This is a genomic window from Chromohalobacter sp. 48-RD10 (assembly GCF_029889785.1).
GTDB lineage: Bacteria > Pseudomonadota > Gammaproteobacteria > Pseudomonadales > Halomonadaceae > Chromohalobacter.
The window spans coordinates 123,851-141,121 of record NZ_JARANX010000001.1; the positions used below are offsets into that span (position 1 = coordinate 123,851).

The 17,271-nt window shown below is 62.2% G+C and carries 17 protein-coding genes and 1 tRNA gene; 9 read left to right on the top strand and 9 right to left on the bottom strand.

Annotation, left to right across the window (positions count from 1 at the left end):
- Complete coding sequence (locus OP496_RS00555) at nucleotides 1-1,404, top strand: bifunctional DedA family/phosphatase PAP2 family protein (protein ID WP_348521291.1); 1,404 nt, start codon at nucleotides 1-3, stop codon at nucleotides 1,402-1,404.
- Between the two features lie 25 nt (nucleotides 1,405-1,429).
- Here OP496_RS00555 and OP496_RS00560 read toward each other — a convergent pair whose 3' ends face one another.
- Genes OP496_RS00560 through mpl form a run of 3 tightly spaced genes read right to left on the bottom strand, consistent with a single transcriptional unit; the run spans nucleotide 1,430 to nucleotide 4,036 of the window.
- A complete protein-coding gene (locus tag OP496_RS00560) occupies nucleotides 1,430-2,053 on the bottom strand; it encodes a LysE family translocator (RefSeq protein ID WP_280561368.1) in 624 nt (207 codons plus the stop codon).
- Complete coding sequence (locus tag OP496_RS00565; RefSeq protein WP_280561370.1) at nucleotides 2,050-2,676, bottom strand: flavin prenyltransferase UbiX; 627 nt, start codon at nucleotides 2,674-2,676, stop codon at nucleotides 2,050-2,052. Before OP496_RS00565 ends, OP496_RS00560 begins: the two co-directional genes overlap by 4 nt.
- Complete coding sequence (gene mpl, locus OP496_RS00570) at nucleotides 2,666-4,036, bottom strand: UDP-N-acetylmuramate:L-alanyl-gamma-D-glutamyl-meso-diaminopimelate ligase (RefSeq protein WP_280561372.1); 1,371 nt, start codon at nucleotides 4,034-4,036, stop codon at nucleotides 2,666-2,668. Before mpl ends, OP496_RS00565 begins: the two co-directional genes overlap by 11 nt.
- 142 nt (nucleotides 4,037-4,178) lie before the next feature.
- Between mpl and OP496_RS00575 the strand changes: the two genes are divergently transcribed.
- Nucleotides 4,179-5,438: a 6-phosphofructokinase gene (locus OP496_RS00575; protein WP_280561373.1), complete on the top strand. Its 1,260-nt coding sequence runs from the start codon at nucleotides 4,179-4,181 to the stop codon at nucleotides 5,436-5,438.
- Nucleotides 5,439-5,563: 125 nt separating this feature from the next.
- Here the strand turns inward: OP496_RS00575 and OP496_RS00580 are convergent, their stop codons facing one another.
- The 6 genes from OP496_RS00580 to hemA form a co-directional block, all read right to left on the bottom strand.
- Nucleotides 5,564-6,109, bottom strand: a complete 546-nt coding sequence (locus tag OP496_RS00580; protein ID WP_280561375.1) for a glycine zipper 2TM domain-containing protein — start codon at nucleotides 6,107-6,109, stop codon at nucleotides 5,564-5,566.
- A 246-nt stretch (nucleotides 6,110-6,355) separates the two neighbouring features.
- Complete coding sequence (locus tag OP496_RS00585; protein WP_280561881.1) at nucleotides 6,356-7,126, bottom strand: HesA/MoeB/ThiF family protein; 771 nt, start codon at nucleotides 7,124-7,126, stop codon at nucleotides 6,356-6,358.
- Between the two features lie 56 nt (nucleotides 7,127-7,182).
- Entirely contained in the window at nucleotides 7,183-7,680 is a 498-nt protein-coding gene (locus tag OP496_RS00590) for an Lrp/AsnC ligand binding domain-containing protein (protein ID WP_280561377.1), read from the bottom strand.
- Nucleotides 7,681-7,832: 152 nt separating this feature from the next.
- Complete coding sequence (gene prmC, locus OP496_RS00595) at nucleotides 7,833-8,690, bottom strand: peptide chain release factor N(5)-glutamine methyltransferase (protein ID WP_280561378.1); 858 nt, start codon at nucleotides 8,688-8,690, stop codon at nucleotides 7,833-7,835.
- Nucleotides 8,690-9,775 (bottom strand): peptide chain release factor 1, encoded by a 1,086-nt coding sequence (gene prfA, locus OP496_RS00600; protein WP_280561379.1) that lies wholly within the window; start codon nucleotides 9,773-9,775, stop codon nucleotides 8,690-8,692. The genes prmC and prfA overlap by 1 nt, the downstream gene beginning before the upstream one ends.
- The gene (hemA, locus tag OP496_RS00605) at nucleotides 9,772-11,046 is read right to left on the bottom strand and encodes a glutamyl-tRNA reductase (protein WP_280561381.1); all 1,275 of its coding nucleotides are present in this window, start codon (nucleotides 11,044-11,046) and stop codon (nucleotides 9,772-9,774) included. The genes prfA and hemA overlap by 4 nt, the downstream gene beginning before the upstream one ends.
- Before the next feature lie 257 nt (nucleotides 11,047-11,303).
- Here hemA and OP496_RS00610 point away from each other — a divergent pair, with 257 nt between their 5' ends.
- The 7 genes from OP496_RS00610 (at nucleotide 11,304) to pth (ending at nucleotide 17,128) form a co-directional block, all read left to right on the top strand.
- Nucleotides 11,304-13,082: a tetratricopeptide repeat protein gene (locus OP496_RS00610; RefSeq protein ID WP_280561382.1), complete on the top strand. Its 1,779-nt coding sequence runs from the start codon at nucleotides 11,304-11,306 to the stop codon at nucleotides 13,080-13,082.
- Nucleotides 13,079-13,717 (top strand): lipoprotein insertase outer membrane protein LolB, encoded by a 639-nt coding sequence (gene lolB / locus OP496_RS00615; RefSeq protein WP_280561383.1) that lies wholly within the window; start codon nucleotides 13,079-13,081, stop codon nucleotides 13,715-13,717. Before OP496_RS00610 ends, lolB begins: the two co-directional genes overlap by 4 nt.
- The gene (gene ispE / locus OP496_RS00620) at nucleotides 13,714-14,598 is read left to right on the top strand and encodes a 4-(cytidine 5'-diphospho)-2-C-methyl-D-erythritol kinase (protein ID WP_280561384.1); all 885 of its coding nucleotides are present in this window, start codon (nucleotides 13,714-13,716) and stop codon (nucleotides 14,596-14,598) included. Before lolB ends, ispE begins: the two co-directional genes overlap by 4 nt.
- A gap of 76 nt (nucleotides 14,599-14,674) precedes the next feature.
- A tRNA-Gln gene (locus tag OP496_RS00625) sits at nucleotides 14,675-14,749 on the top strand.
- 63 nt (nucleotides 14,750-14,812) lie between these two features.
- Nucleotides 14,813-15,754, top strand: coding sequence for a ribose-phosphate pyrophosphokinase (locus OP496_RS00630; protein WP_280561385.1), 942 nt, complete (start codon nucleotides 14,813-14,815; stop codon nucleotides 15,752-15,754).
- Between the two features lie 117 nt (nucleotides 15,755-15,871).
- Nucleotides 15,872-16,522: a 50S ribosomal protein L25/general stress protein Ctc gene (locus OP496_RS00635; protein WP_280561387.1), complete on the top strand. Its 651-nt coding sequence runs from the start codon at nucleotides 15,872-15,874 to the stop codon at nucleotides 16,520-16,522.
- Between the two features lie 21 nt (nucleotides 16,523-16,543).
- Nucleotides 16,544-17,128 (top strand): aminoacyl-tRNA hydrolase, encoded by a 585-nt coding sequence (pth, locus tag OP496_RS00640; RefSeq protein ID WP_280561389.1) that lies wholly within the window; start codon nucleotides 16,544-16,546, stop codon nucleotides 17,126-17,128.
- The last annotated feature ends 143 nt before the right edge of the window (nucleotides 17,129-17,271 follow it).

Sequence of the window (17,271 nt, forward strand, 5' to 3'; positions counted from 1 at the left end):
GTGACCGAGTGGCTGTACCAATTTTCCCCCTCGCCGACATTACTGATCTTGATCGTGCTGCTGGTGGCGTTGCTCGAGTCGCTCGCCGTGGTTGGTCTGCTGGTGCCCGGCATCGTGCTACTGACGGCCGCCGCATCATTGGCCGGACATCAACACCTTCCCCTCCCGTTATTGCTGGCGGCGGCCTTTGCGGGCGCGACCCTCGGTGATGGCCTGAGCTTCTGGCTGGGCTATTCTCAGCGCGAACGCATGCATCGACTATGGCCGTTCACCCGTCACCCCGAATGGCTGGCGCGCGGCATCGATTTCTTCAAGCGCTATGGTGATTTTTCCATCCTCTTCGGTCGCTTCGTGGGACCGGTACGCCCCATCGTGCCGATGGTCGCCGGCATGCTGCACATGTCGACATGGCGCTTTGTCACCGTCAATGTCGCGTCCGCCCTGCTTTGGGCACCCGCCTACCTATTGCCCGGCTATCTGCTCGGCCATTCATGGGACAAACTACTCGCCTTACCTGAAAGCAGCGAACGATGGCTCGTCACCCTGGGACTCATCCTGATAACACTGGGGGTGGGGTTTTCCTGGTTTCGTCATCATCTCGGACGCGGCGGCTGGGTCTACATGCGCCTGGCCCGTTTTTCCCGTGCGACACCGCGTCGGCGACGCCTATGGCTGGCCCTGGGCGCCGCTCACCCGCGCAACGAGATCCCTCTGGCGTCGCTCGCACTTCTCGTGGTCAGCCTGATCGCACTCTGTGGATGGACGCTCTGGGTACTCGAGCACCCCGCGCCTTCGTTGCCGATGGACCGACAGATCCAGACATTGCTGGCGCCCCTCGCGGGTAGCGAGCTAGCGGAGTTCAGTACCTTCATGGCGCTGAGCGGGGATGCCCTGGGCATCATAGCGCTGACCACGCCATGGCTGACGTGGCTACTGCTTTCACGGCGTATCGCAGCCTTCGTGCATATCAGTAGCGCATTGGCGGGTGTCGGGTTTGCCAACCTGGTCTTCAAGCACCTCGCCGGGCGGGCTCGCCCCGATACACCGGACTATCTCATGGGATCGTTTTCTTACCCCAGCGCCCATACCTCGACGAGTGTCGTGTTGATCGGCCTGGCGGCAGCGTTCACGGCCGAGGCGCTGCCCGCGCAAAGACGGATGTGGGCCTACTGGGGGGCGACGCTGATATGCCTGCCGATGGCCCTGTCACGCCTTGTACTTGGCGTGCATTGGGCCAGCGACCTGATCGGTGGCGCGCTTCTCGGTCTGGTGGTGTGCGCCATCACGCGCCTCAGCTATCAGCGCTTCGTACACGTACCGATCACGCCCTGCCCCTGGGCACCGCTGGTCGTTGCCTCCTTGCTGTTGCTAACGGCACGCATTGTCTGGCTACCCTACGTCTAGGCGGAGGCCCCGCGACGGAGAACGTTCAGCCCAACGCCAGCCAGATGCCGACGCCCACCATCAGACTGCCCGCCACCCGATTCAGCAAGCGCACGTTGCCGTCGCGACGCAGGAAGCGACTGGCGGTGCGACCGCCACCGGCATAGATCAGCAAGCAGGTCAGCTCCAGGCTGAGAATCACCCCTACCAAGACCGCCAGTTGCGGTGCCATCGGCCGACCGGCGTCCAGAAAGGGCGGCAGCAGTGCGATGAAGAACGCCCAGCCCTTGGGATTGGCGACCGCCGTGACGAACCCCTGAACCACCAACTGCAACGACGACACGCTGGGCGCTGCATCGTTGGCGTCCGGGATCGCCATGCGCCCCTTGGAACGCCACATCATCACGCCAAGATAGATCAGGTAGGCGCCCCCGAGCCACTTGAAGGCCGCGAATATCTCGGGGTAGCGCAGCATTAGCGTCGCCACGCCGATCACCGCCGAGACCGCTACCAGGCCGACACCCACCAGCTCGCCGAGCATCATCCACAGGGCGCGGCGCACGCCTATCGTCATGCCCAGTGTCATGGAAAGCGTCATGCACATGCCCGGTGTCAACGAGACCATGAAAAAGGTAGGTACGAAGACCGACAATACTGACAAGTTGATCATGTCGACTCCCCCCAGCGCGGCATCAACGTGTGAGCGATGTCCAACTGGTTGAGAATCCGTGCCACGATGAAGTCGATCATGTCATCGAGTGTCTGCGGACGATGATAGAACCCCGGCGCTGCGGGGAGTATCACTGCCCCCATGCGGGTCAGCGTCAGCATGTGCTCGAGATGAATGGCCGAAAACGGTGTCTCGCGAGGCACGAGAATGAGCTGGCGACGCTCCTTGAGTGCCACGTCTGCGGCGCGTTCGATCAGGTTGTTGCTCGCGCCTGTGGCGACCGCTGACAGGGTGCCGGTCGAACAAGGGCAAATCACCATGGCGCTCGGCGCGCCGGAACCCGAGGCCACGGGCGCCATCCAGTCCTCACGGGCGAAGCAGCGAATCTGCCCCGGCACGGCACCGCTTCGCTCTCTCAACGCCTCGCTCAGACGCTCGGGATTTGACGGCAAACTCACGTCGGTTTCGGTGGCGATCACCATCTGCGCAGCTTTGGAGATCAGCACCAGGACCCGATGGCGTGCCGCCACCAGGCAATCGATGAGTCGCAATCCGTATTGCGCGCCGGAAGCACCCGTCAACGCCACCGTCACGGGTTTCTGGAACATCGTCTCATCCGCCATGCCGCACCTCCAGCGCCGCAAGCAATTTCTCGTGGATGCCCTCGAAGGCACCGTTCGACATCACCACGATACGATCACCCGGCATGGCATCGGCGATCACCGCCGCCACCAGGGTGTCGATGTCATCGCATACCGCTGCAGGAACAGGACAAGCGTCGGCCAGGGTGTCCAGCGACCATGACAGCGTCGGCGGCTGGTACCACCAGACGCGATCCGCCGCCGCGACACTTGTCGACAAACGTTCATGCATGGCTCCTAGGCGCATGGTGTTGGAACGTGGCTCGACCACCGCCAGTAAACGCCCCGGGTGCGTTCCCGCCCCCAGGCCTTTGAGCGTGGCGGCGATGGCCGTGGGATGGTGAGCAAAATCGTCGATCACCTGAATACCGCCGACCTCACCACGGACTTCCTGACGCCGCCGGGGCGATTCGAAACGCGATAACGCCGCTGCGGCCTCCTCCAGCGCTACACCGCATGCCGCAGCGGACGCCAGAGCCGCCACCGCGTTGGCGATATTATGGCGCCCGCTCAGCGCCCATTCGACAGACGCATGATGCTCGCCGTGACGCACCTCGAAATGGCGTCCATCGTCGCTGAGCATGCGCCATTGCCAGGCGGCTTCGCCTCCCTCGCCGAAGCGGACGACAGGGCTCCAGCAACCTTGCGCCAGTACACGCGCGAGCGCCGGCTCTCCAGCCGCCACGATCAACTGGCCATTACCGGGCACGGTGCGCACCAGATGATGAAACTGACGCTCGATGGCGGCCAAATCAGGAAAGATATCCGCGTGATCGAACTCGAGATTGCCCAGCACCGCGACATCCGGGCGGTAATGGACAAACTTGGAGCGCTTGTCGAAGAACGCCGTATCGTATTCATCCGCCTCGACCACGAACGGCGCACCGGGCTCTCCTAAACGCGAGGACACGCCCAGGTTGCGCGGAACGCCGCCAATCAAGAAGCCCGGCGCGTGGCCGGCCGCTTCCATGATCCATGTCAACAGACTGGCGGTCGTGGTCTTGCCGTGAGTCCCCGCCACCGCCACTACTTGCCGCCCAGGCAAGACATGCTCGGCCAGCCATTGCGGCCCCGACACATAAGGCAGTTTAGCGTTGAGGACCGCCTCTACCTCGGGGTTGCCGCGCGACAGGGCATTACCGATGATCACCACGTCAGGACGCGGCATCAGATTGTCGGCGGTATAACCTTCACAGAGCGCGATCCCCGCGTCCTCGAGCTGCGTGCTCATCGGTGGATATACATTGGCGTCCGAACCACTGACATGATGATCAAGGGCCCTGGCCAAGCGCGCCAGACTGCCCATGAACGTACCGCAAACCCCTAGAATATGGACGTGCATCTAAGCCTCCTGCCATGATGCCGCGAGACTAGCATGACACCGCGCGACCCACCAGCCGAATGCCTTGGCATAGGCATCGCAGGCCGATGTCGGCTATCATTCGCCCCTTCATGCGCCCAGACTCAGGAGCACGAGAAGCCCCATGGCCCAGCACAATGCCTTTTACGCCCAATCCGGTGGCGTCACCGCCGTCATCAACGCCAGCGCCTGCGGCGTCATCGAAACCTGTCGTCGCCACTCGGACAAGATCGGCAAGGTCTACGCCGGCCATAACGGCATCATCGGCGCCCTGACCGAAGACCTGATCGATGTCTCCCAGGAAAGCGACGAAGCGATTGCCGCACTACGCCACACCCCGGGCGGCGCCTTCGGCTCCTGCCGTTACAAGCTCAAGGACATCGAAACCCACCGCACGCAATACGAGCGTCTCATCGAGGTCTTCAAGGCGCATGACATCCGCTACTTCTTCTACAACGGCGGCGGCGACAGCGCCGATACTTGCCTCAAGGTCTCACAACTCTCCGAGAAGATGGGCTACCCGCTGACCGCAATTCACGTGCCCAAGACCGTCGATAACGACTTGCCGATCACCGACAATTCTCCCGGCTTCGGCAGCGTGGCCAAGTACATCGCCACCTCGACCCGGGAAACGGCGCTGGACATCGCCTCGATGTGCGCCACTTCCACCAAGGTCTTCGTGCTCGAAGTCATGGGGCGCCATGCCGGCTGGATCGCTGCAGCCGGCGCGCTGGCAGGCAATGGCGAAGGCGAGCCTCCCCACCTGGTCATCTTCCCCGAGCTGCCCTTTCAGCGCGCGCAGGTCATGCAACGCGTCGATGAGGCCGTCAAGCAATACGGCTACTGCGTCATCGTCGTCTCCGAGGGCGCTCACTACGAGGACGGCACCTTCCTCGCCGACGCCGGCAACACCGACGCCTTCGGCCACCGCCAGCTGGGCGGCGTGGCGCCGACGCTCGCGGGGATGGTCAAGCAGGATCTGGGCTACAAGTATCACTGGGCGGTCGCCGACTACCTGCAACGCGCGGCGCGCCACCTGGCCTCCAAGACCGATGTCGAGCAAGCCTATGCCGTGGGCCAGAAGGCCGTCGAGCTGGCTCTGGACGGCAAGAACGCCATGATGCCGACCATCAAGCGCGTCAGCGAAACGCCTTACGAATGGCGTATCGAAGCGGCGCCGCTGGCGGAAGTGGCCAACAAGGAAAAGTTCATGCCCCGCGAGTACATTCGCGAGGACGGCTTCGGCATCACCGAAGCGGGACGGCGTTATCTCTCGCCGCTGATTCAGGGCGAAGATTTCCCACCGTTCGAAAACGGCCTGCCTAAGGTGGCCACGCTCGAAAAGATCAAGGTCGCACGCAAGTTGCCCACCTTCGAGTTCTGAAGAAACACGGTCCAAAGGCTTCTTCCGCCCTTCACGACAGCGTCCGGCTTGGTATCAAGCCGGACGCTCATCATGACGTATCATATACTGCGACTAACGACTCGCGACGCCGAAATATCGGCGCCTCATGACGCCGACACTTCTCCCCAGCGCGGCTTGCCATCGCGCATCAGGACACGCTCACCCTCGGGTCTTTCGTCGAGTCTGGCCTCATGTACCTGGCCATTTGTCCGGTACTGAACCTTGAAGCCCATGGTTTCTTTTTGCGTGTCGGTCACGGTCTCGCATCGCTGCTGCGTGCTCGTATAGGTGTCGCCACTCTGCAAGCGCTCCTGCACCTTGTTTCCGGCATAGCCACCGCCAAGTGCACCGGCCACGGTTGCCAACGTCTTGCCGCTGCCACCACCGACTTGATTGCCGACCACGCCGCCCACCAGGCCGCCGATAGCCGACCCCGCCAACTGGTTCTCATCCTGAACGGACCGGCGCTTTGTGACGGTCACATCGCGGCAGACCTCACGTGGCACTTGCCGTGTTTCGACGATAGGTTCGACATTGACGATATCGGCGTACTCGGGACCATTGTCACTGCCTTGGTAAGCCCCGATCGCTACGCCCCCCGCAATGCCCATTACCGCAATTACACCGCCAATGATGATGGGCTTATTCATTTCTCGCCTCCTTGTTTGCACGCGACGCTCGAGACACCCCGCCGACCTCCTGTCAGTGGCTTGGTGCATCGAACCATGGCTATCGCGCCTACTCGGTAAGCGATGTGTGACTGAGACGGAGTGAATGTTACACGAAGTACAGGATGGATGGGAGCGCAGCGAGCATTGACGAACAGCGTTTCCACATTACCTGCGCATTTACTCCTACTCGTTGCCATTCGCCGACAGCAGACGCATTGCCAGGACTCAAGCTGGAGATGACGACGACTGCACCGAGGCTCCGCAAACGGGACACGCCGGATCGCGCCCCACTTTGAAGCGTCGCCACTCTCCGCTCAGGCCATCGAAGGTGGCCAGGCCGCGATGCGGCTTGCCGACGTCGGCGAGAAGCTTGAGCGCCTCGAGCGCCTGAAAGGTACCGATGATCCCTACCAGAGGGGCGATCACGCCGTTTTCGGCGCAGCGCAGTGCATCGTCGTCGCCGTCCTCGCCGTAAAGGCAGGCGTAACAGGGCGAGGCCGCGTCACGCGCATCGAAGACCGCCAACTGCCCCGAGAAGAGAATCGCCGCTCCCGAGACCAGCGGCGTCTGCGCCGCGACGCAAGCACGATTGATGGCATAGCGACTGGAAAAACGATCCGTGCAGTCAAGCACGACATCTGCCGCCGCTACCGCACGCGCGAGCGCTTCCCCCTCGAGCCGCGAGGCGATGACCTCTATCTCGCAACCGGTGTTAAGGCGTCGTGCCGCCTGCGCCGCCGATTCCGCCTTGGCATGTCCTACGTCGCTCTCGCCATGCGCGATCTGACGCTGCAGATTGGAAAGCTCAACAACATCGTCATCGGCGATCGACAACCGGCCCACCCCCGCAGCGGCCAGATACAGCGCCACCGGCGAGCCCAACCCACCGGCACCGACGACCAGCGCATGGCCGTCCAACAAGCGCTGCTGGCCGTTCACATCGAGCTGTTCAAGCATGATCTGGCGGCTATAGCGCAGCAGTGCGGTATCGTCCATTTCCTTCATTTGCGTCATCGCCTCCCGAGTAGAGAGTGCCTCCCGGCCTGCGTCGGTCAGGTGTCGAGCTGCTCGGTATCAGGCACATGCAACGAGACATCTTCCTTGACCTCTTCCATGACCACGTAGCTCTTGGATTCCTTGACGCCAGGTAACGTCAGCACGACATCGCCGAGCAACTGACGATAGGCCGACATCTCCGGAATCCGGCACTTGAGGATGTAATCGAACTGCCCGGAGACCAGGTGACATTCCTGAATCTGCGGCAGCTCGGCCACGGCCCGGCGAAATTCGTCGAATACCGCCGGCGATTGCGTCTCCAGGCTGATCTCGACGAACACCAGCAAGTTGGCCTTGAGCGCCTTGGGGTCGAGCAGCGCCTTGTAACCCCGAATGATACCGGCCTTCTCCAGGCGTTTGACGCGCTCCAGACACGGCGTGGTGGACAAACCGACCTGGGACGCCAGATCGACATAGGAAATGCGCGCGTTGTCCTGCAGGCAGCGCAGAATATTGAGATCGATACGATCCAGCGAACGGGTCTTGGCTTTCATTATATTGTTGTTCCGAGACAATGAATGACAAAAGAAATCGTAATCAGGCCCTATTGGGAGTAAGGCTTACCTAGGGGCCATCGATGCGAGGCGTATTACTACCATAACCACCGCCCGCGCCTCCAGGCATCCAGCGGTGTTGTTTACTGCAGTCAATGTTGGCCATCCTGAACCGCTGGCGCACGCGCTAGCGTCAGGCGTTCACGTGCACCGAGATCGGCCTCGCTGACGACGTCCTCATAGCCAGCCCGCGCAAGTGCCTCACGAACTCGAGAGGCCTGCTCCCAGCCATGCTCCAGCGCCAGCCAGCCTCCCGCCACGAGATGCGTGCGCGCAGCCATCGCCAGATAGCGCAAATCGGCCAGCCCATCATCGCTCGCCACCAGCGCCGAACGCGGCTCGAAGCGTACATCGCCCTGCGCGAGATGCGGGTCGTCCTCGGCGAGATAAGGCGGATTGGCAGCAATCACGTCGAAGGTCGCACCCTCCAGTGCAGCAAACCAGTCGCTGACGAGGAAGGTGGTATTGGCGATCCCCAGACGCCGGGCATTGTCCTGGGCCCCGGCCACGGCCGCCTCTTCCCGGTCGACGCCGGTGACGTGCCATGCCGGCCGCTCGGCGGCGAGCGCCAGAGCAATGGCCCCCGTTCCCGTGCCCAAATCGAGCGCTCTTCCGGGTCCATGCGGCATCTTCGCCAATAATGTCTCGACCAGGCACTCGGTATCGGGCCGTGGGATAAGGGTCGATTCATCGACACGCAGACGTAGCCCCCAGAACTCGCGTTCGCCGATGAGGTACGCCACGGGATGGCCCAGCGCCCGCGCCGCCACCAACGCCTCGAAACGTGCCCGGGGCACGCCGGTGAGTTCGCGGTCGCCCCAAGTATATAGCCAGGCGCGCGCCACCGAGGCCGCGTGCATCATGAGCACCTCCGCATCCAGACGCGGCGAGATACTGCCCACCGCCTGCAGCCGCCGCGCTGCACGCACCAGCAAGGTATCGTAGGTCATCAGGCCGTCTGCAGCGCCGAGAGCTGCTCGGCCTGGTACTCATGAATCAGGGGATTGATCACTTCATCGAGCTCGCCCGCTATCACGTCACCCAGTTTGTAGAGGGTCAAATTGATACGGTGATCGGTGATCCGCCCTTGGGGAAAATTGTAGGTCCGGATACGCTCGCTACGATCGCCCGAGCCGATCAGCGACCGGCGCGTGTCGGCCTGCTCCTGGCGCTGTGCGTCCACGGCGGACTGCTTGAGACGCGCCGCCAGCAGCGACATCGCCTTGGCGCGATTCTTGTGCTGGCTACGTTCCTCCTGGCACTCCACCACCACACCGGTCGGCAAGTGTGTGATGCGAATCGCCGAGTCCGTGGTATTGACGTGCTGCCCGCCGGCGCCACTGGAGCGGAACGTATCCACACGCAGATCGTTGCTGTTGATCTCCACATCGCCGACGGCGGACGCCTCGGGCATGACTGCCAAGGTACACGCCGAGGTATGGATACGCCCCTGGGATTCTGTGGCCGGTACCCGCTGCACGCGATGCGCACCAGACTCGAACTTGAGCCGCGCATAGACGTTATCGCCACGCACCCGGGCAATCATTTCCTTGTAGCCACCTTGCTCGCCATGACTGACGTTGATCACTTCAATTTGCCAGCCCTGGTGTTCGGCGTAACGCGAATACATGCGGAATAAATCGCCGGCGAATAGCGCCGCCTCGTCGCCGCCTGTCCCGGCGCGGATTTCGAGAAACACGTTGCTGCCGTCATCGGGGTCCTTGGGCACCAGGAGCTGCTTGACGTCCGCCTCCAGCTCTTCAAGTCGCGCCTGTGCCAGACGCGACTCCTCTTCCGCCAGTTCGCGCATCTCGGGATCGCTATCCTCGCGCATCTGCTCGGCCGCTTCGATATCGCCTTCGGTGCGCCGGTAAACTCGCCACATCTCGATCAAAGGCTCGAGTTCGGCATATTCGCGCGAGTAATCGCGAAAGCGCGACTGATCGGCGATCACGTCGGGCTCGGCCAGCAAGGCGGCGAGTTCTTCGAAGCGTTCCTGGAAACCATCGAGACGTGTGCGCAGAGTCGCTTTCATGCGGGGTCCTGTGTCGAGGCGGCCGGGTCGATCAGCAACGTATCGGCCGCCTGGAGGATATCGTGCCGCTCTTCGCCCGATGCTTCGCGTAAGCGTAGCGTCGGGCCGTGCAGCAATTTATTGGTCAGTTGACGCGACAGCCGCTGCAGGACTTTTTCGGGATCCTCACCGCGAGCGAGTTGCGCGAGGGCTTGGCGCTCGGCTTCTTCACGCAGTGCCTCACCCTGCTCACGATAGCGGCGAATCAAATCACCGGCGCCACGCTCGCGGCGCTCACGCTGCCAATGCTGGATGCCGTGCTCGATCAGAGACTCGGCCTGGGCTGCAGCAACGGCACGCTGTTTGCGGTTTTCCTCGATCACTTCCTGCAGATCATCGACGCTGTACAGGAAGACATCATCCAGCTCGCCGACCTGGGACTCGACATCACGAGGCACAGCGATATCGACCATGAACATGGGACGATGGCGACGCTTCTTCAGGGCGCTCTCGACCATGCCCTTACCGAGAATGGGTAACGGGCTCGCCGTGGAAGAGATGACGATATCGGCTTGCGCCAACGCCTGGGGGATCTCACCCAATGAAATCGCTTCAGCATCGAAAGCATTGGCCAAGGTCTCGGCGCGCTCACGGGTACGGTTGGCGACGGTCAGCCCGCGAATACCCGCTTCGCGCAGATGCCGCGCAACCAGCTCGACGGTTTCGCCCGCGCCGATCAACAGCGCGCGGGCGCGCCCGAAATCGTCGAAGATATGGCTGGCGAGATTAACGGCAGCATAGGCCACCGAGACCGGATTCTCACCGATACCGGTTTCGCTGCGCACCTGCTTGGTCACGGAAAAGGTATGCTGGAAAAGCCGTTCCAGCTCTCCCCCCAGGCAAGCGTTATCCCGCGCGAGCTGATAAGCCTCCTTGAGCTGGCCCAGGATTTGCGGCTCACCCAGTACCATGGAGTCGAGCCCTGCCGCCACGCGCATCAAATGACGAGCGGCCTCGCCATCCAGATAGCGGTAGGCGCTTTGCATCAGGGTCTCGGGCGGCAGCCCATGGAAGCGCCCCAACCAGTCAAGCACCGAACGCTCTCCCTGGGCGTCGGTCACACAGTAGAGTTCGGTACGGTTACAGGTCGACAGCATCGCCGCTTCGTTGACGCCGGGCAGCGACTTGAGTTCGGCCAACGCACCCGCCAGCTCGGCCGGCGTAAAGGCGACCTGCTCGCGAACCTCGATGGTCGCTGTCTTGTGGTTTATCCCCAGGGCGAGAAGCGTCATGAAATCATGGTCATCACATCGGTCTATCGGCAGCGTCCGGCCTTTGCTTTCGGGCGCGGCGGACAATGTGGGGGCGACGCAGCCGGAATACCAGCCCCGCCCAACGCGCTGCAGGATCGATATCCTAGCATATGACTGAGACATTTGGGCATGGGGCGGCAAGTTGCCGCGCAACGCGAGGTTTCACGTGCCTGACGCTTTGCCCGGCCTGATCGAGCCGGTATGCTGATGCTTTCAAACGCACATTCGAGGATGGCATGCGCATTCGCTTGACCCTGGCTTCCGTCCTGGCATTGCTGCTGACGGGCTGCCAAAACGCTCCGACAACGCCCAACGCCATCCCGCTCGATGACCCCATGGAAAACGCGCCACCGGTGACCCACGGCTTCGATGCCGATGGCCTGTCATCGTTGCTGCTTGCCGAACTCGCGGGGCAGCGCGGCGATTACCGGCGCGCCGCCGAGGGCTATCTGGATGTCAACGAACGCTACGCATCGCCGGCCCTGGCAGAACGCGCCACCCTCGCGGCGCGCTACGCCGACGACAGTGCCCTGCTCGAACGTACCGCACTGCGCTGGCAACAGCTCGATGACGACGCCACCACACCGCGCCATGTCCTCGCCAGTCTCGCGGTACAACGTGGCGATTGGGAAACCGCCCTGGCCCAACGCCTGCGCATTGCCGACCAGGAGCCCGAGGCGGACCTTGCCGCGCTGGCCGAACTCGCCATCGAGCAAGATGCTGACATCCCCCCGCTACTGACACCTTTGCATGACTTCGTCGAACGCCACCCCGACCACCTCGATGCTCAGCTAGCCACCGCCCAACTCGAGGCGGCGAACGGCGACACCGAAACCGCCGACTCTCGACTCGCACGCCTGGCCGACAGGGCAGAGGCGCCCGCCGGGGTATGGCTGACGCGCAGCATGATTGCCCTGCATAGTGGCGCTCTGGACGATGCTAGGCGCTATGCCCGACAAGGGCTCGAGCGCTTTCCCGACGACAGCCGCCTGCGCCTGACCCAAGCGCAAGTGCGCCTCGCCGATGGCGATATCGACGCCGCCGACGAGGATGTCGAACGCTTGCTCGCTCGCCATGACGACACCGCGTCGCTACGCTTGGAGCTCGCCCAGCTGTATCTTGATGCCGCGCATCCCGATGGCGCCAGGCGCATCCTTCTTCCCCTTCTCGACCGGGGAAATACGCCTACGGCCGCTTATCTGATGCTGGGCAGCATCGCCGAGCAAGCCGGCGAAATCGACAATGCCCTGCTTTACTATCGTCAGGTACCCAACGGCGACGGCTTCATCGAGGCGCGTGCGCAGGCCGCCAAAATGTTGGTCAGTGCGGACCGGGCGCAGGACGCCAGCGCGTTTTTACGCATCGAACGGCTTCGTCATCCTGATCAACGCGTCGCCCTGCTGCGCCTTGAGCTCGACTTGCTCGACGCCCAAGGCCAACGCGCACGCGCCGACGAACTGCTCGATGAAGCCATCGCCAAGACGCCCGAGGCCACCGAGCTACGCTTCCAGCATGCCATGCGCGCTTATCATCAGGACGATCTTGACACCATGGAAGCCGACCTGCGCACGATCATCGAACGCGAGCCCGACAACGCCAAAGCACTCAATGCCCTCGGCTATACACTGAGCAACGACATGGGCCGCCATCAGGAGGCCTTGCCGCTGATCGAAAAGGCTCATCGCCTCGAGTCCGACAGTCCCGCCATCCTCGACAGTCTCGGCTGGGTCTACTTTCACCTCGACCGCGCGCAAGAAGCGCTCCCTTATTTACGTGAGGCCTATCGCGGTCAGCCCGATCAGGAAGTGGCCGCCCACCTCGCCGAGGTACTCGCCGCCACCGGACGCGACGACCGGGCGCGCGCACTAGTAGAAGAAGCATTACAGCGCTTTTCACCGCACCCGCTCATCGATGACTTACTGCGTCGACACCCCGAACTCGCCCCGACCGACGAGGATGATGCACGCCGCAACGTCGACCCGGACTCTACTCGCGACATGGAAGCCAGCTCATGACCTGTTCTCTCTCATTGCGCCTTCGTCCTAGCTGCGCCCGCACTTGGCTCAGCTTGCTGCTCATCGTCATGCTGGCGGGTTGTGCCAGCCAAGCCCCGGGGCCCGACCAAGCCCGTGAGCGTGGCGATTGGGACGCTCAAGCCGAGCGCCTGCAGGCACTGGAATCCTGGAGTCTCGCCGGCAAGGTCGGGCTGCGTACCAATGAAGGGTCCGAAAGCGCCAATATCGACTGGCAGCAGCGCCCCGACACCTACCGCATCCTGATCAGTGGCCCCTTCGGAGCCGGCCGCACCCTGCTAAAAGGAGGCCCCGGGAAAGTCACATTGACCAACGGCGATGGGCGCTTCGAAGCAGAGACACCGGAAGCCTTGATGGAACAACAGCTCGGCTGGTCGCTGCCCATTTCCGCGCTCGATTACTGGGTGCGCGGCCTGCCTGCCCCCGACGCCAGCGAACGCCTCGAACACGACGATCTGGACTTCCCCCAGCGCCTGCAACAACTTGGCTGGACGATCGAGTACCGTGATTGGACGCGTGCCGACGACTTATGGCTGCCACGCCGACTGGTCATGAACTATGGTGAGTTGCGCGCCACGCTCGTCGTCAATCAATGGGACGCCGTGTCCGATTCATGAATGCACGACTCAGCCTGCCCGCACCCGCCAAACTCAATCGCATGCTGCACATCGTCGGTCGCCGTGCCGATGGTTATCACGAACTGCAGACGCTGTTCCAGATCCTCGATCATGGCGATACGTTGCACTTCGCGCCACGCGAGGACGGGACCATCCAACTGCACTCCGCAATGGCCGGCGTCGATCACGAGGCCAACCTCATCGTGCGCGCCGCACGCCTGCTGCAGCATGAAAGCGGCACATCGCTGGGCGCGGACATCCATCTGGAAAAACGTCTCCCCCTGGGCGGCGGCTTGGGCGGCGGCAGTTCGAATGCGGCCACCACACTGCTCGCGCTCGACCGACTCTGGTCACTCTCGCTGGGACTTTCCCGCCTGACCGGGTTAGGCCTGTCGCTGGGCGCTGATGTGCCGGTCTTCGTACACGGCCGGAGTGCCTGGGCGGAAGGCATTGGCGAACACCTGACGCCCGTGACGCTCGAAACCCCATGGTTCGTGGTCCTTCACCCAGGAGAAGAGATATCAACGCCTGCCGTGTTCGACCACCTTGAATTGACACGCAACACCCCGCCCATTAGTATGGCGCGCGCACTGCGAGGGGAAGCCAAACAGGGGCGCATCTGGCGCAATGACTGCGAAGAAGCGGTTAAACGCTTGTCGCCGAAGGTCGCGCAAGCGCTCGACTGGTTATCGGCTTTCGGCCCAGCCATGCTGACGGGGACAGGTAGCTGTCTATTCTGTCCCTTGACGAGTGAGCAACAAGCCGATAGGATATTGCGCCGTGTTGATAGCCATTGGCATGCATTCAAGGCACGCGGCTGCAACACCTCCCCTCTCCACGACGCTCTTGACATTCACGATGGAATGTCGCTCATGAGCTAATACGGGGACGCCTGATAGTCGGCATCGTGTTCCATGTGGGCAATACGACACACGAAACGACGAGTCGATGTGTTGCTGGGGTATAGCCAAGTGGTAAGGCACCGGTTTCTGGTACCGACATTCCCAGGTTCGAATCCTGGTACCCCAGCCAATTTCTCAGAGCGCCCGACGAATCCCACTCCGAGATCCCTAAAGACTCCAAAGGTGGCTGCGCGTGTCTAAATTGATGGTGTTCGCGGGAAATGCCAATCCCGAACTCGCCCGCAAGGTGGCCGAGAGCCTCGACAACCGGCTGGGCCATGCAACCGTCGGTCAATTCAGCGATGGTGAAATCGCGGTCGAGATCAATGAAAACGTTCGCGGCAAGGACGTCTTCGTGTTGCAGTCCACCTGCGCACCGACCAACGACAACCTGATGGAGTTGATTCTCATGGTGGATGCACTGCGCCGTGCTTCCGCTACGCGAATCACCGCCGTCGTGCCGTATTTCGGATATGCCCGCCAGGACCGCCGAGTGCGCTCCGCACGCGTGCCGATCTCGGCCAAGCTGGTCGCCGACATGATGGTCAAGGCCGGGGTCGACCGCGTCATGACCATGGATCTGCATGCCGATCAGATTCAGGGCTTTTTCGACGTTCCCGTCGATAACGTCTATGGCTCGCCGATCCTGCTCGATGACATCGAACGCCAGAACTACGACGATCTCGTCGTGGTCTCCCCCGACGTCGGCGGCGTCGTACGTGCCCGCGCCATCGCCAAGCAGCTCAACGCTGACCTGGCGATCATCGACAAGCGGCGACCCCAGTCGAACCAGGCCCAGGTCATGCATATCATCGGCGAGATTCAGGATCGTACCTGTGTGGTAGTCGATGACATGGTCGATACCGCCGGCACCTTGTGCAAGGCGGCCGAAGCACTCAAGGGCCACGGCGCCCGGCGTGTCGTCGCCTACGCGACGCACCCCATCCTGTCCGGACCGGCCGTCGACAATATCGTCGGCTCGGTACTTGACGAACTCGTCGTGGCCGATACCATTCCGCTTTCCGAGACGGCCTCCCGCAGTGGCAGGATCCGCCAACTCTCGGTCGCCGGTCTGATCGCGGAAGCCATTCGCCGCGTCAGTAACGAAGAATCCGTCAGTGCCATGTTCCACTGAGGCAACGAGCCACAAGGAACGTACACGGATACGCGGGCCGCGAGGCCCTCACGGAATCGGCATCGCCTGGTCGCGGGCGGTGCCGCTTTCCTTACATAACCTATGAGGTGACAATCAATGTCCCAATTCACTCTATCCGCCGAGGTTCGTCACGACCTGGGGAAAGGTGCGAGCCGCCGCCTGCGTCGTGAGAACCAGAAAGTCGCCGCTATCATCTATGGTGGCGACAAGACGCCGCAACCGATCACCCTCAATAAGCCCGCCTTTTACAAGGCTATCGAGGATGAAGCCTTCTTCTCGTCCGTGATCAACATCGACCTCGAAGGCAAGTCGGAGCAGGTCATCATCCGTGATATCCAGCGCCATCCGTACAAGGCGTTGGTGACCCATGCCGACTTCATGCGCATCGATGCCACGCACGAAATCACCATGAACGTGCCGCTGCACGTCAACGGTGAAGACGCGTGCAAGGGCGTCAAGGAAGAAGGCGGCGTGCTGCATGTGATGGCCAACGACGTCGAGATCAGCTGCCTGCCCAGCAAGCTTCCCGAGTACCTGGAAGTCGATGTGGCATCCCTGGGACTGGGCGAGACCCTGCACCTCTCCGACCTACCGTTGCCGGAAGGCGTGTCTCTGGTCGCCATGGGCCATGGCGAGGAGCATGACTTCGGCGTGGTCAGCGTCACGCATGCCGATACCGGTACCGGAGGTGACGAAGACGAGGAAGGCGGCGACGCTGCCGCTGAAGACGGCGAAAAGACCGAGTAATCGGTTTCTCGAGGGCCCCGCATGAGTCACGTCAAAGCGTTTATCGGCCTGGGCAATCCGGGCTCCGAATATGATGCAACGCGACACAATGCGGGCGCCTGGGCCGTTGAAGCCCTGGCGCGCGACAGCCTGACCCCGCTACGCAACGAGCGTAAGTTCCTTGGGCAATATGCCAAGATCCATTACGCTGGCCATGATCTTCATTTGTTGGTGCCCAGCACCTACATGAATCGCAGCGGCAAGGCTGTCGCCGCGCTTTGCCAGTTCTTCAAGCTCTTCCCCGACGAACTTCTCGTCGCTCATGATGAACTGGATATCGCCCCGGGTACGGCACGCTACAAACACGGAGGCGGCCATGGCGGTCACAACGGCTTACGTGACATCGCCAGCGCCTTGGGCAACGACAAATCCTTCCACCGCTTGCGCGTTGGCATCGGCCATCCGGGCTCGGCCAAGCAAGTCACCCACTATGTTCTCGGACGCCCCGGCAAGGCGGAACGCAGCGCCATCGATGCCGCCATCGAGGAATGCCTGCGCACGCTCCCCGACGTTGCCGCCGGCGACTGGGCAAGCGCCATGAATCGCCTGCACAGCTTTGAGAAGTAAGGTATAAGAAGTAAGAGGAAAGCAGGATGTCTCGACGAGCGAGAGCATTTCTTCCAGATGCGTAGCATCGTTCTTCCCTCTTACTTCTGTTGCAGTATCTCTTAGAATAGCGAACACATTTTCCGCCTCTCCGGCACATCAAT